The sequence below is a fragment of the Undibacterium sp. FW305-107 genome, from assembly GCF_058788535.1.
Genome location: NZ_JBYTAV010000005.1, coordinates 33,331 through 48,888, shown reverse-complemented (window position 1 = coordinate 48,888; position 15,558 = coordinate 33,331). Strand labels below are relative to the sequence as shown.

The following is a 15,558-nucleotide window of genomic DNA, read 5'->3' as shown; positions in this document are numbered from 1 at the left end:
AAAAATGGTAAATCACAAACGTCGTAAGCGTTTGCTAAAATTGCTCGCCGAGCATAATTCAGCAAGCGTCCAACAGTTGGTTGCTTGGCTCAGTGCATCCCCGGCTACAGTCAGGCGTGATATCAGCTGGCTTGCAGCCCGCAATCTGCTTACCCGCACACGTGGTGGTGCAGAAAACCTGCAGCAGGTAAAGCGCTCAATTGCACTCACCAGCGAAACCTTCCAGAACAATATCAAATGCTATGCCGACAGAAAGCGAGCTATTGCGCGCTATGCGGCAAACATGTGCAACGACGGCGAAACCATCATCATCAACGGCGGCACAACGACTTTCATGATGGCTGAGTTCCTGGTTGATAAAAAGCTCAAGATACTGACGAATTCTTTCATGATGGCAGAACGCCTGCTGGTCTCCAGTGAAAATGAAATCATCGTCCCTGGCGGCCGCGTGTATCGCGAACAGAATGTCATCCTCAGCCCTTTTGACAACGACATCACTCAGCACCATTACGCTGGCAAAATGTTCATGAGCGTGTATGGCTTGTCTTTGCTGGGTCTGATGGAAGTTGACCCGCTCTTGATACAGGCTGAAAAACGTTTGATCAGTCAGGCTGAGGAACTGATCGTTTTGGCAGACAGCTCAAAATTCGCCAAGAAAGCCGGGCTCATACTCTGCGGTTTGAATCGCGTGTCTTGCCTCATCACTGATCATTATGCATCCGACTCAGCCGTGCAATTGCTAGAGCAGTCTGGCGTCAAAGTCATTACTGTGGCACCGGAAGAATTACCTGCAAAAGACATATTAAATAAATTTACAAATGCTTATGACACAGAGTCTGCAAGCATGTTCCAGGCGGAGACAGTTTGATGAAAAGAAGAAAAGTATTACTGGCAGCAATTGTATTTGGCATGCTGGGTGCCTTGCAGGGTTGTGAACAGAAATCAGACAAAACAAAAATTGCCATCGTTGTTAAAAATCTGGGTAATGGTTTTTTTGATGCTGCACATGAAGGTGCCAAAGAAGCGGCCAAACAAATTGGCAATGTAGAGATCATTTACACAGGCCCGACCACACCCAGTGCCGAAGGCCAGATAGAAATTATCAATTCACTGATCAGCCAAAAGGTCAATGCCATCGTCATTTCAGCAAATGATGCCAATGCCCTGGTGCCTATTACCAAAAAAGCCATGCAACGCGGCATCAAGGTCATCTCTTTCGACAGCGGGATCGCACCAGAAGGCCGGTTGATGCAGCTTAATCCATCCAATGCTGAATTGATAGGGATCAAGCAATTGGAGATGGCATCCAATGCGACTGGTGGCAAGGGTGAAATCGCTATCTTGTCCGCATCCGCCCAGGCGACCAACCAGAACATCTGGATCAACGCCATGAAAAAAGGCCTGGAAAAGCCTGAGTTTGCTGGCCTGAAACTGGTGGCAACTGTGTATGGTGATGACCAGTCTGATAAAAGTTACCGCGAAGCGATAGGCCTGTTGCGCAGCAATCCAAATCTGAAAGTCATTATTTCCCCTTCCACTGTTGGTATCAACGCTGCCAGCAAGGCCGTGGTCGATGAAAAACTGGTAGGCAAGGTATTCGTTACCGGCCTGGGCTTGCCATCAGAAATGGCTGGGCATGTTAAAAGCGGTGCGGTCAAGGAATTCGCCATCTGGAATCCTATCGATCTTGGTTATGCTGCAACTTATATCGCCAATGAATTTGTCAAAGGGAACCCAAATGCCAAGGCAGGTGGCAACTTTACCATAGGCCGTATGGGTACGATTGCGATTGATGCCAATGGTGAGGCAGCGATGGCCCCGCCGTTTACTTATAACAAAGAGAATGTAGAGCAATTCTCCAAGATCTTTTAAGTAAAGATACATATTCAGTATCGGCCCGTGATTCGCTTCAATGGGCCGCCTGCAAATAGAGGTCAGTTGTTTGTAAAAATTCATACCTGCAGCAGATGCTTGTGCCTGTTATTTTTTGATGCAGACAACTGACTTCTTTTCTATTATCGCCTTGCCTTATATTAATGACGTTAATGACGAACGAGCACAATCCGTTTCCTATCGCCCCGGACGGTTCACCGGCACCACCTATTCTGGCATTGACAGGTATTTGTAAACGCTTCCAGGGCATCATTGCATTGCATGAAGTTGCGCTCAATGTGCGTGCAGGCGAAGTCATGGCACTGATCGGTGAAAACGGTGCAGGAAAATCCACTTTAGTAAAAACACTGACTGGCATTTATCAACCGGATAGTGGCAGCATGCACATCGCTGGCAGGCAAGTTCGCTTCGCCAATCCACAAGATGCCATGTTGGCAGGCATTACAGCTGTCCATCAAGAAACCGTCATGTTTGATGAATTGACGGTGGCAGAAAATATTTTCATAGGCCGCCAGCCCATGCATGGTTTTCCGGCAAGGGTAGACTGGGCATTGATGGAGGCGCAGTCTGAAAAACTGTTTGCCAGACTGGAAGTGTCGCTGCCGGTACGCGCCAAGGTCAAAGACCTGAGCGTGGCACAACGCCATTTTGTCGAAATTGCCCGCGCCCTGTCGCAAGATGCGCGCGTGGTCATCATGGATGAGCCCACCGCATCCTTGTCACAGCGGGAAATTCAAGAGTTGTACCGCATCATCAGGCAACTGCGCGCCGCTGGAACAGCAGTGATTTTCATCTCACACAAGTTTGATGAAATCTATGCCGTGGCCGATCGCTATACCGTTTTACGTGACGGTCATTTTGTTGCCGAAGGCGCACTGGCTGATATCACGGAACCAGATCTGGTGTCCCTCATGGTGGGACGCTCCATCCATCAAACCTTCCCCAAGCAAGACGTGGTCATAGGCGACACTCTGCTTGAAGTAAAAGATTTTTGTCATCCTACCGAGTTTGACAATGTCAGTTTTTCTTTACGCAAGGGGGAGATTCTGGGGTTTTATGGTCTGGTGGGTGCGGGCCGTTCAGAAGTCATGCAAGCCCTGTTCGGGCTCAGCAGTGACGTTAGTGGCAGCGTAAGCCTGGAAGGCAAGGTGTTGGCCATCAAATCAGCCAAAGATGCAATAGCCCATGGCATAGCCTATGTGCCAGAAGACCGGCAGCATCAAGGTGGGCATCTGACCATGTCGGTGCAGCAAAATATCACCTTGCCTATCCTGGACCGCATAGGCTTTCTGCTGGGCAAGCGACGCAGCGAAGAAGCTGCAATTTCACGACACTACAGCGAACAACTGGAACTCAAGGCTAGTCATTTGACGCAACTGATCGCCGAGCTGTCTGGCGGCAACCAGCAAAAAGTCATCCTGGGCAAGTGGCTGGCAACCAAACCCAAAGTCATCATTCTGGACGAGCCAACCAAGGGAATCGATATTGGTTCCAAGGCTGCGGTGCACCGCTTCATCAGTGAACTGGTTTCAACCGGATTGTCAGTGATACTGGTGTCGTCCGAATTACCGGAAGTACTGGGCATGTCTGACCGCGTTATCGTCATGCATCAGGGACATATCAAAAAAATATTTGACAGAGCACATGCCACACCAGAGAACGTAGTCGCTGCGGCATCTGGCAGCGATGCACTAGTAAGGGAAATGGCAGAGGAAATAGCATGAAGCACTTGAAGTATTTACAGCAAAGGGAAGTATTGCTGGGATTCATGATCGTTTTTATGATAGGCCTGGTTGGACTACGTGCACCGGTTTTTCTCAGCGTATCCAGCCTGTCCAATCTGTTAACGGACAGCACGCTGTTGATCATGCTGGCGGTGACCCAGATGTTTGTCATCATTACACGTGGTATTGATTTATCAGTGGCATCCAATCTGGCACTGTCAGGCATGATGTCTGCCTTGCTGGCGTCAAAATTCCCTGACCTACCCCTGTTGCTGATTATATTGGTGGCAATCGCCATTGGCCTTGGTCTGGGCCTGATCAATGGTTACCTGATCGGTTATCTGGGCTTGCCACCTATTGTCGTAACGCTGGGCACCATGAGTGTCTACCGCGGCCTGGTATTTGTATTGTCTGGTGGTGCCTGGGTATCGTCGCACCAGATGCCTGCAGGCTTCATTGCCTTCCCGCTCAGTCAGTTATTGGAGATTACGCACCTGGTCTGGATTGCCGCTATCGTTATTGCGGTGATGTGGTATCTCGCCCGTTATACGCATTTTGGCAGAGACTTGTATGCTATTGGCAATCAACCGAATGCGGCCAACTACATTGGCATCCCTACTCCGCGCCGTCTGTTCTGGACCTATGGCTTGTCGGGCTTGATGGCTGGCTTGTGTGGTTATCTGTGGGTGGCGCGTTACGCAGTGGCCTATACAGAAATTGCCTATGGCTTTGAATTTACCGTCATTGCAGCCTGCGTTATTGGTGGCATCAATATCGCCGGTGGTGCAGGTACAGTATCTGGAGCCGTGCTGGGTTCACTGTTCCTGGCAGTCATCAACAACGCCCTGCCTATCATGAAAATCTCTCCATTCTGGCAAAGCGCACTGACCGGCGTTGTGATACTTACCGCTGTAATGATCAATGCGCGTAGCAATAAGAAAAGCAGCCGCCAGATTTTGCCTTTGCAACTGCTGCAAAAAAATGCAATCAGGAGCAGTACGTGAACACAACGACCATGACACCATCAAGCAACAACTCACGCTACACCATACGCGACCGGGAAGATTTTCAGTTTAAAAAAATCTTCTCGCATTGGGAGACCCTGCTGGCCATGCTGTTTGTCGCGGCCTTCATTGTCAACAGCCTGGTATTACCAAATTTTTTTGATTTGCACAATCTGGCTGATGGCACTTTCAACTTCAGTGAAAAAGCATTGATCGCCTTGCCCATGGCCTTGCTGATCATCTGCCGCGAGATCGATATTTCTGTGTCCGGCATATTGGCATTATGTTCAGTTGCCATGGGGCTGGCTAATTCACATGGTTTTCCTGCTTACACTTTATTATTCATCGCCATATTTACCGGTGCAGCCTGTGGCAGTTTGAATGGTTTGCTGGTGACACGCTTTGCCCTGCCCTCCATCGTCGTGACGATAGGCAGTGTGTCATTGTTTCGTGGCCTGGCCAGCGTCGTGCTTGGCGATCAGGCATTTACTTCTTATCCTCAGTTATTGATAGACTGGGGCCAGGGCTATTTCTTTGATCTTATTCCCAGACAATTCATCGTCCTGTTGGTCTTTGTCGTACTGTTTGCGATTCTGCTCCATGCAACCAGTTGGGGACGCCGCATCTATGCGATTGGCAACAACCCCGTTGCTGCCAGATTTTCTGGTGTGGCGGTCGATAAATATCGTTTCATGCTATTTACATTGACCGGTGCCATGGCTGGCCTGGCTGCATTTTTCCTGACAGGTCGTATCGGCAGTACGCGCCCGAATATTGCCACGGGATGGGAACTGGAAATCATTACCATGGTGATCTTGGGTGGTGTCAGCATTGCAGGTGGTGCCGGAACCATTATCGGTGTGTTCCTGGCAGTTTTGACATTGGGCATCGTTAATTACGGTATGGCATTGGCAAATATTCCTGGCATTATCATGACCATCATAGTAGGTATCCTGTTGCTGATCACTATTGCCCTGCCCCGCCTGATGAATCTTAAGAAACAAAGAAAATAAAAAGCAAATGAAGCAGAATGCCAGCATCGTCCTTGACATAGGCAAGACCAATGTAAAACTCAGCTTGCTGGATGCGCAGGTAAATACTTTGGCCGAGCAACGCTGCGCTAATAACATCATCCAGGATGGTATCTATCCACATCACGATACCGACAGGATATGGTCGTGGATGCTGCAGGTATTCAGTGAGTTTTCCAGGATTGCCAGGGTGTCAGCAATCATCCCTGTGACCCATGGTGCAACTGCTGCGCTAGTGAATGATAAAGGCTTGGTGCTACCAGTTCTGGACTATGAGTCAGAATTGCCTGAGCGGGATAATCATCAATATCAGCCGCTACGCCCGTCATACCAGCAAAGCTATTCTCCTGATTTGCCAGCGGGCCTCAATCTGGGCCGCCAACTGGCCTGGCTGCAAAACAGCTATCCGCATGAGTTTGCCAAAGCCTCACATATACTGATGTATCCACAGTACTGGGCGTGGCGCTTATCTGGCGTTGCCGCAACTGAAGTCAGTTCCTTGGGTTGTCATACTGATTTGTGGGACACCAGCCAGCAGACATACTCTACTTTAGTGGAAAAAAAGGGATGGACATCTCTTTTCCCACCCATGCAAAAAGCATGGTCCAGACTGGCAACGATACGTCCCACGTTGGCGATGGAAACCGGTTTGCCAGCAGATTGTCAAATAGTATGTGGTGTGCATGACAGCAATGCATCCCTGCTGAGGCATATGAAAAATACAGGCAATACGCATCGTACTGTACTATCAACGGGTACCTGGATGATCGCAGCCGCCTTGGGTGCAGATCAGAAAAGGCTGGACGAACATGCAGATATGCTGGCCAACACCAATGTGCTGGGTGAGGCAGTTTCATGCATGCGCTTTATGGGCGGGCGAGAATTTGCAACTTTGGCTGGACAAGAACCTGTCACATGCAGCCCATCGGACCTGTCCAGACTAATCAGCCAAAATACCTACGCACTCCCTTGCTTTGCCGAATCAGGCGGCCCGTTTTCTGGACAATTGGCCAAAATATCAGGACAGGCACCAGAAAACATGCAGGAAAGGTATGCGCTCGCCACTCTGTACTGCGTACTCATGACAGATTATTGCCTGGAAAAATTGGGGTCTGAAGGCGATATCATTATTGAGGGAAGTTTCACTAACAACCCTTACCTGGCAGCATTATTGGCCAGCTTGCGACCAATGCAAAGCATCATGCTGTCAAATGATACCAGCGGCACCACTTACGGGGCCTGGATGCTTCATCACTGGGACCAATTGCCAGTCATGAGTGAACAAGCAGATGCCACGAACAAATTGAAACCTCAAGGCTGGCTAGCGTATAAAGCCAAGTGGCGCGAATTGGTGATGTCCAGATAAGCCTTTATCGGTCTCGGTAATTCATCAATTCAACAATGGAAGCCTTGTCATCACGCTCCCATTTTGCATTTATTCAATAACTACTCATTTGATAAACGGATATAGGCAGGCGCATCGCGATCAACCTGCAAGCCCTGCTCCGTCAGCAATAACTCGACTACTTGCAAGGAACTGCGTCTCTGTTCCTTACCGTCTTTTTTCTGATCTGCACCACGCTTCCCCGGGTGAGTGAAGTAAAATAAAAATGCCCTGTCACCATTCACGACAACGTCGGGATGTCCGCCGATGACGCCGTCATCTTCGCCATGTCCCGGCATCTCCAGCAGGTTTCCACCTGACTGACGCTTCCAATTCAGTAAGTCATCCGAACGGTATGCGGCCAATCCGCGCCACACATCAGTAATCATCCACCATTGCTCTTTCCAGCGAAAAACCTTGGGCCCTTCCCCGCTTTGGTCGCCTACGGCCTTGCCTTTGTCTATCCAATTTTCAAGGTCAGCGCTGTCAGCATAGTAAATAGATTTCTTGTCCACTTCATTGTTGTACCACATCCGATACCCACCTTCTGGCAAGCGCAGCACCGTGGCATCAATCACTCTTTCAGAAGCAAGTTGTAATACCCTGGCATTACGCCAGTGGCGTAAATCCTGGCTGACCAGATGCACCATGTAGCGAGGGTGCTTCCAGTCACTAAAGATGCCGGGCACCACGGTCAGAAACATATGATAGCTGCCATCATCAGCCCGGATGATATCCGGCGCCCAATGAGTAGCTTCAAGCTCGCCCATGGATGGTGGCAACGCTATGTCTGCTTCACCTATGTAATGCCAGTTGGCACCCTCGTCATCTGATTCAGCAATGCCTATGCGTGTCCCGTGTACCCAGGCGACGCCAGGTGCATCAGAAACATTAGCCCGTCGGTTGGTGTAAAACATCCACCATTTCCCCAATGCTGTATTGCGCACCAGCACAGGATCTGCAGCGCCATCCATGATGGGATCTCTGAACAAAGGTTTGGCGGCCCGTTTGCCCTGATTAATCATGGGCGCACCAGGCTGGCCAAAATCTGGTGTTCCGTCAGCGTTCCAACTAAATGTCTGAGCACGAACATGCCGGTTCGGGTCATTCAGTGCATTTCCCTTGATTTCCCGGTAATCACGTGCGTGATATACCAGTACATCAGTCTTGCCATCCACAGTAGTCGTGAAGGAGTTATGCCCAGGTCCATACTGATTACTTGCGGCGTTGCTCTTGAATACAGGCTGTGCAGATTTGCTCCACACCTTTGCATCAAGCAGATTTGCGTTTGCTGGCGCTGTCAATAAACCCATACAGTAATTTTCATCGGTAGCACTGGCTGAATAGGTGATGAATATGTGACCATTCCTGATCAATACTGCTGGCGCTTCATTGACTTCGTATTTACGCTTTTCCCATTCATAGTCTGGGCGCGACAATAAAGTGGCCGGCCCGGTAATGGACAAAGGTGTATCCATCTTCGCCAGATAGATATTGGTATTCTTTTTATCGGGCGCAGAATCGCGTTGCGTCCACACCATGTAACGTTGGCCTACATGGGAAAAGGTGGTCGCGTCCAGTGAAAACGATTCCCAACCCGTCTTGATCTGACCCCGCTCTACCCACTCTCCCTCAACAGGATTGAGTGCACTGTTTTCCAGCGCATACAGGCGTATGTCCCAGATCGCATCTGCTCTGCCAGCTGTAAAGTACAGATACCATTTTCCATCAATGAAATGTAATTCTGGTGCCCAGATGTGATGACTCATGGTGCCACTGGCATGTTTGCGCCAGATGATTTTGACATCTGCTGTACCCAGCTCATTGATGCTGCGTGCACGTCTCAACTCGATACGATCATATTCTGGCGCTGTAGCAGTAAAGTAATAATAGCCATCTGTGTGTAAAAATATCTGCGGATCTGCCCGATTTTTCACTAATGGATTATTAAAGACAGGCTGGGCAGACAGCGAACTAACGACAGACATTAATACTATCCATATCAGGCTAAGGATGGCAATCCGGTACTTTACATGTGAAGTCATAGGAAATAACTTAAAAATAATAGCGTGCAATAAAAAACCAGCCATCTGCACTAGCATGGCTGGGTCAAATACTGCGATTAACAAAAATTTTTACGAATTAATTCTTAATCGAGACACCGATGAAGTAACGACGACCAGACCATGCCAGCTCATTCGGACGTGACAGATCACCTGCATCCGTGATATTTGCCTGATCAGTCAGGTTCTTGCCTTCGAATGAGATAGTAATAAACGGGCTGTAACGATATTGAAATTTCGCATCCAGGTAACCGGTTTTCTCGATAAAGTTAGGATTACCAGATACATCATTGGTACCTGTGTAATAACGGTCACGATAGTGATAGGCAAGCCGTGCATTGAACTTGTCCTTGTCATACCACAGACCCAGGTTATAGGCATTTTTGGACAGGCCAGCATATGGCAAAATCGAGTTATCCAGAGGATTCAAACGCTCTGTTCCTGGCGCATAGGTAAAATTCATGCGTGTATAGTTGGCATCAACACCAAAACCGCTGAGGAAGCCAGGCAAGAAAGTGAGTGCCGTCCTGCCAGCAAGTTCTATACCGCGCGTCACAGCACCAGGGTAATTGATAGGCATCTTGACGTCCCACAAGGTGCCGTCTTTGAACAGATCCACATTCTTCACGTTAGTCGATACGCTATTACCAACAGTGATGTTCTTGCGAAATACTGCCAGACTGAGCTGACTGTCAGCATTTGGATAATATTCCAGACTCAGATCTGTATTGCTTGCCTGGAATGGTTTCAAGGCAGGGTTACCAGCTGTGCAATCATCTGTACCATCGCCACCAAATTGTGCGGCACCGCTATTCTTGGTACATGTCGCATTCGGGACGATATCCAGGATCCTTGGCCTGGCCATGACCTTACCCCAACCTACACGTACCAGGAACTGATTTGGTATCAACCATGCACCGGCGTTAAAGCTTGGCAATACATTCGAATAAGTATTGTCTATGCTGGTAATGGAATTCGACAGAATGACTGTATTAAAAGTTGTGGAGCCAGGTGTTTTCTCGACATTGATCTGTTGCTTGAACAAACCCTGAGAGACATCGCGCGTTTGCGTATACCGGACACCGATATTACCGAAGATATCCTTACCAAACAATTCAGTGTCAAAGTCTGCTCGCAGATAGACTGATTTCACTTTCTCATCGACAACATAGGCAGGAATCTGTGCATACATTTTACCGTCACTACCAGGGGCGTTATACAGGTAATCATGGTTAAAGTGGGTCAGATCAAAGTTGGAGCCCACATTTGCAAATGAAGGAGCAACCCAGTTTGTGGGCACATTGCTGATGCCGCTATACCCCTTGAAGAAGGTACCAGGCGAAGTCGAGAATACAGATTGCGCCAGCGCAGCCATTGCAGAACCATTGACTGACCTGGTCCATGCATTCGCGTCAGCAAGATTTGTCGGGCCCACTGTCGCACGCACCACATTGGTCGTATTCAATGGATCGTAACTGTAAGTCTGGTTGATATTTGCTGTTTGCACATAAACATCGTCTGCTGTACTGTTCAAGTCATTGCCTGCACTTGCAAGGTAACCACCGCCATTATATTGACTGGATTTTGCCTGCTGCGACTGCACGCCAAACCAGATGCGGGACAAGAAATCAGTCTTCAGCTTATATTTAAAGTCAAGCTTGAGCTGGTCTTCTTTGTTGATCGTCTCTGAAGGACGATACTGCAACTGAGCAGCAACATAAGAATTTGGATTCGAAGGGTTGTAGCCTGAAGGGAAAGTGAAACGTGGCAGCCCGGAAGAATCAAGGTTCACCTGCAGACCTGGAGCATTCTGCGTCAATATCAGATTATTTGAATCGCTGCTGTAAGTAGATTTGGCAGTTGATGCCAAGCCTTCTACATCAAGGCTTTCACCCTTATAAGTAAAACCCGCTGTCGTATATTTCGAATCAATCTTCAAGCCAAAATCACGCAGGGATGTACTGAAGCCTGCTTGCCCGCCATTTGGCGAAGCCGCACTACCTGGCACCAGGCAATTGCCGAGCACATACTGAGTAACAATATGATTTTCCACAATCATCCCGGCTGGCGTCGTGGTTGTTGAAACCGGTGTACATGAGCCACCAGTCGGTACAGCAGTCGTTGCGGCATAGGTCGGTAAAGTACCTGTACCTGACAAGCGCGTTACTGCACTGAAATCTGTACCGTAGTTGTAATCCCTCAGTTTTTGATTCTGAATATTGGTCTGGTAACTTACCCAGGCATTCAAGCGGTCGGTAAATTTATATTGAGCGGTCAGTTCGGCCGAAGTCCTTTCATGATCACGTTCCCAAATACCGTAACGCGCAATCTGTGGCGAATAATCATTCCACTGTGATATGCAGCTTGCCTGCAGAGCAGCTGTAGCAACAGCTGCAGTCTGTGTTGCATTCGCTGGGCTACTCAAATTGGAGCAATCAGCTTTGGAGCCCACTCCTGCCAATACCGGATCAATACTGGGTACTGTTTTTTGCGCCGAAAAGTCCCAGTCACGGAAATAACGCCATGAAGTATTCCGCGAAAAATCACCACGCGTCAACACCTTGTCGTAAATGACATTCGCCATCAGTCCAAGACGGTTATCAAAGAATTTATCAGTGATAAAGAGATTGACGCGTGGCTGTATACCACCGCGCTGTGGCGCCTGCTCACCAGCGACACTGCCAACGACAGTCATTTTTTTGAAATCGAGTGGCTTGCGTGTCGTAATCTGTACCGAACCACCAATACCGCCCTCGGTCATATTGGCTGTCACACCTTTGATAACGTCAATCGAAGAAATCAGTTCTGCAGGCAATTCACGCAAATCAGCACCACGCCCGGCTCCACCGGTTGTACTCAACACTGAAACACCATTGACTTCAATCCTGTTCAAGTCCGGCTCAACACCGCGAATGGAAACACTGGTACCTTCACCAAACGAACGTTCCAGTTGCACACCTGTAACCCGCGACAGTGCTTCACCGACGTTCTTGTCCGGGAATTGACCGATGTCTTCAGCAACAATGGAATCAGCTACCGTATCTGCGCGCAGTTTTCTATCAATTGCCGAGGCTACTGATTTGCGCGTACCGGAAACAACGACAACATGATCTGCCTGCTCTTTAGTTTCTGCCGGTTTTTTTGCTTCTTGTGCCATGCTTGAATTGGCAGCCAAAACAGAAAGTACGGCCAAGGCTGTGCCTTTGAGCTTAGGATTAAAAAATTCTTTTTTGCTGCGATTGTTTAACACAATTGTCTCCTCCATTTGTCGGCCATTTATGGCCTGTGTTATTAGCTGTATTCCGACTATCAAATTTGGTATGTCATTAAATCCAGCTCATTCAATGAAAAAGATTTTAAGTGATGATTAATTCCAATTACGTTGATAAAAAAAAGAATCAAGAAAGTGATTGGTTTTTAAGCAGAAATTTGATCATTTCAGACGAGAAGATGAAAAAATGATTAAAGCTGATTGCAGATTTTCAACGCATTTTCATGCGATGCAGCATGCAATAATAGAAATAAAAAGCATCAAAAAAACAAAGCGAAAAATGGGATAGAATTTGTCAAGTCCTTAAGAATAAGGCCAGATAAGGCATTCAAATTCCCTCATTAAGAAATGCAGGAAACAAATAGCTGAAATGCCCCGTAACTTACTTGCCAGCACCTTGCACTGCCAACTCGCGCAAGATATCTAGCATGGCTTGTGCACCTGGTGACAAGCGATGTTGCTTTCTGGTGACAATACCATACGCATCCATACGCAATCCCAGATCAAATGGGAGCACAGTCAACAGATTAGAATCAAGATAGGTGCGGATCAGGTCTTCCGGTAAAGCCGCCACCATATCACTGGCCATCAATAAACTCGTAATCACTGGCAGCGATAGGGTCTCTACCGTTTCTATAGGTTGATCAAGACCATGAGACAAGAACAGTGAGGTCAGGCGATCGCGCAGAATGCTGCCACTCGGGGGAAGTATCCAGGCCTCTTTCGCGAGATCATTCAGAGTCAATTTTTTACGCAATGCAAGCGCATGCTTGCTACGTGCAATCAGGCTGTGAGGCTCATCGGTCAAGGGCTCAAAATTTAATTCCGCGGCAGATTCAGAATCAAGAATGCGCCCTATCACCATATCCAGCTCACCTGCACGCAAACGCTGTATAAGTATTTTGCTGGTATCAACTTGTATGGCAACATGCAAGCGCGTGTGGCGTGATTTAAGCAGGCTTACTGCTTGTGGGATAAGATTCGTCGATGGAGTCATAACTGAGCCTATCGAGACAAAGCCACTTAAACCTGACAACAACTCCATGACTTCCTGGTGGGCGGCGTTCATTTCTGCCAGCGCCGCACCTGCCCTGCGTATCATGATCTCGCCATACCAGGTCGGTGATATCCCGCGTGGAAGACGCTCAAACAACTGTACACCCAGAGCATATTCCAATTCTGTCAGCAATTTGGATGCCGCAGGCTGAGTCAGATGAGCAGCCTCAGCCGCATGAAAAATGGAACCGTGGCGTCCCAATTCAACCAATAACACCAGATGACGTGTTTTCAGATGGGTACGGACAAAACGGTCGGGGCTGGAATTGCTCATGGCTTCAGCAGTAAAGACTAAGGTCAATCATGATACAACTGTGACCGCCCCCCATCAATCAAGATATCGGTGGCATTGATGAAACGTGCTTCATCACTGGCAAGAAAAACCGCCGTATAAGCGACCTCTTCAGGCTCACCTATGCGACGACAAGGCAACAAGGAGGCTTGTCGTTGTTGTTCTGCTACTGGATCAGGGCAACTGGCAAACCAGGATTGTATGGCTTCAGTTAGTATCAAACCAGGTGAAATGGAATTAACTCGTATTCCGCGCGCTGCATACTCTATACCCAAAGACCGCGTCAGGCCTATCAAAGCATGTTTGGCAACTGGATATGGGAAACATCCCGGTATGATTTTATGCCCATGTACAGAAGCGATATTGATGATACTGCCAGCACCCTGTTCAAGCATGAACGGCAAGACGGCGCGGGTAGTATTCCAGGCACCTTCCAGGTCGACAGAAAAACAACGCTGCCACTCTTCATCCGTCATTTGCAAGGGGTCTGAAAATACATTCATGCCCGCATTGTTGACCAGCACGTCCACTTTACCGAACCTGGCTATCGCCTGATTGACCAAGGTTCGCATGGCACTGGCATCAGCGACGTCTGCCTGAACAAAAAGACTATGCTCAGGCCCAAGCTCAGACGAGATACGTTCAGCGGCAGCATCATGATTGTGACTATTCAACACAACGCGTGCATCTTGCCGCACAAAAAGGCGTGCGATAGCTGCGCCTATGCCCAAGGTGGAGCCAGTGATGATAGCGACTTTGCCATGCAATCTCCCGGGCACCTGAGTATTATTGACTGGTGAGGACATTATGATTTGCGCGCAGACCGGCTTTTTAACTGGTCCAGCAATACAGCAGCCAGCAGAATGAAGCCGCGCATCAGGTATTGATAGAAAGCGTCCACATCCTGCAAGTTCATGACATTCTCTACCGTACCCATAATCAGCACACCGACCAGTACCCCGGTGATTCTGGCTTTTCCGCCCTGCAGGGATACGCCACCCAGTACGCAAGCGGAGATGACATCAAGTTCAAAACCTTGCGCCGAATTTGGTTGGCCACTGGTGATGCGGGATGCGAGTATCAGGCCAGCCAATGCAGTCACCAGACCCTGCAACAGAAATATCCAGATACGCAAGCGCTCAACCTGGATGCCAGCGAGGCGCGCGGCATCTGGATTACCACCAATCGCCAAAGTGTTTCTGCCAAATACCGTGTGATTGAGCAGAATACCAAATATCAAAAAACAGGCCGCAACAACCAGCACCGGAAACGGCAATCCCAAAATACGGCCATCACCAAAACTGATGAACGTCTCATTGGAAATACCCACTGCCTGGCCTTTTGAAACAATGAAAGCCAGACCACGCACCATCAACATGGTAGCGAGTGTAGCGATCAAGGCATTCACCCGCAAATAGGCAATCAACACGCCATTGCCTGCACCTATCAATGCACCAGCCAGCAAACCGCCACCAACCGCAAGTGTGATACTGCCGGTACGTTCAAGGATGATCGCGCCCAGCACGCCAGTGAAGGCAATGGTCGATCCTATGGACAAATCAAAATCACGTGAAGCAAGACACATCATCATGGTACAGGCGACCATGCCTATCTGTGCCACGGAGAGCATCAACCCGACAATATTGGTACCTGAGAAAAAATTTTCTACTGTGAAGGACAACACAATAAAAAGTAAGGCATATGCCAATGGCATACTCTGCTCATGCAACCAGTGCTGGGTCGTCTTCATACTGTTGTTCTGTCTCGGTTTTATTTGCTGAACTACTGTTTCATCATCTGTCTGTGCAGGATTAAGGGAAGACATGAAAAATTCCTGTAA

Annotated in this window: 11 protein-coding genes; 6 read left to right on the top strand and 5 right to left on the bottom strand. The window is 48.5% G+C overall.

Annotated features, from left to right (window positions below):
• Positions 1-4 precede the first annotated feature (4 nt).
• The 6 genes from AC3WQT_RS12215 (at position 5) to AC3WQT_RS12190 (ending at position 7,018) form a co-directional block, all read left to right on the top strand.
• The gene (locus tag AC3WQT_RS12215) at positions 5-868 is read left to right on the top strand and encodes a DeoR/GlpR family DNA-binding transcription regulator (RefSeq protein ID WP_492704207.1); all 864 of its coding nucleotides are present in this window, start codon (positions 5-7) and stop codon (positions 866-868) included.
• On the top strand, positions 868-1,872 hold the full coding sequence (gene rhaS, locus AC3WQT_RS12210) for a rhamnose ABC transporter substrate-binding protein (protein WP_492704206.1): 1,005 nt from the start codon (positions 868-870) through the stop codon (positions 1,870-1,872). The genes AC3WQT_RS12215 and rhaS overlap by 1 nt, the downstream gene beginning before the upstream one ends.
• 173 nt (positions 1,873-2,045) lie before the next feature.
• Positions 2,046-3,617, top strand: a complete 1,572-nt coding sequence (locus AC3WQT_RS12205) for a sugar ABC transporter ATP-binding protein (protein WP_492704205.1) — start codon at positions 2,046-2,048, stop codon at positions 3,615-3,617.
• Positions 3,614-4,621 (top strand): ABC transporter permease, encoded by a 1,008-nt coding sequence (locus AC3WQT_RS12200; protein ID WP_492704203.1) that lies wholly within the window; start codon positions 3,614-3,616, stop codon positions 4,619-4,621. Before AC3WQT_RS12205 ends, AC3WQT_RS12200 begins: the two co-directional genes overlap by 4 nt.
• Positions 4,618-5,634, top strand: coding sequence for an ABC transporter permease (locus tag AC3WQT_RS12195; protein WP_492704202.1), 1,017 nt, complete (start codon positions 4,618-4,620; stop codon positions 5,632-5,634). Before AC3WQT_RS12200 ends, AC3WQT_RS12195 begins: the two co-directional genes overlap by 4 nt.
• A gap of 7 nt (positions 5,635-5,641) precedes the next feature.
• Positions 5,642-7,018 (top strand): FGGY-family carbohydrate kinase, encoded by a 1,377-nt coding sequence (locus tag AC3WQT_RS12190; RefSeq protein ID WP_492704201.1) that lies wholly within the window; start codon positions 5,642-5,644, stop codon positions 7,016-7,018.
• An 80-nt stretch (positions 7,019-7,098) separates the two neighbouring features.
• On the opposite strand, the gene AC3WQT_RS12185 is transcribed toward AC3WQT_RS12190, so the two are convergent.
• From AC3WQT_RS12185 to araH, 5 genes are all read right to left on the bottom strand, one after another.
• On the bottom strand, positions 7,099-9,024 hold the full coding sequence (locus AC3WQT_RS12185; RefSeq protein WP_492704199.1) for a family 43 glycosylhydrolase: 1,926 nt from the start codon (positions 9,022-9,024) through the stop codon (positions 7,099-7,101).
• Positions 9,025-9,178: 154 nt separating this feature from the next.
• Positions 9,179-12,349: a TonB-dependent receptor gene (locus tag AC3WQT_RS12180; RefSeq protein WP_492704198.1), complete on the bottom strand. Its 3,171-nt coding sequence runs from the start codon at positions 12,347-12,349 to the stop codon at positions 9,179-9,181.
• Positions 12,350-12,752: 403 nt separating this feature from the next.
• On the bottom strand, positions 12,753-13,700 hold the full coding sequence (locus AC3WQT_RS12175; RefSeq protein WP_492704197.1) for a LysR substrate-binding domain-containing protein: 948 nt from the start codon (positions 13,698-13,700) through the stop codon (positions 12,753-12,755).
• A 23-nt stretch (positions 13,701-13,723) separates the two neighbouring features.
• On the bottom strand, positions 13,724-14,524 hold the full coding sequence (locus tag AC3WQT_RS12170) for an SDR family oxidoreductase (protein ID WP_492704196.1): 801 nt from the start codon (positions 14,522-14,524) through the stop codon (positions 13,724-13,726).
• Complete coding sequence (gene araH / locus AC3WQT_RS12165) at positions 14,524-15,543, bottom strand: L-arabinose ABC transporter permease AraH (protein WP_492704195.1); 1,020 nt, start codon at positions 15,541-15,543, stop codon at positions 14,524-14,526. Before araH ends, AC3WQT_RS12170 begins: the two co-directional genes overlap by 1 nt.
• Between the last annotated feature and the right edge of the window lie 15 nt (positions 15,544-15,558).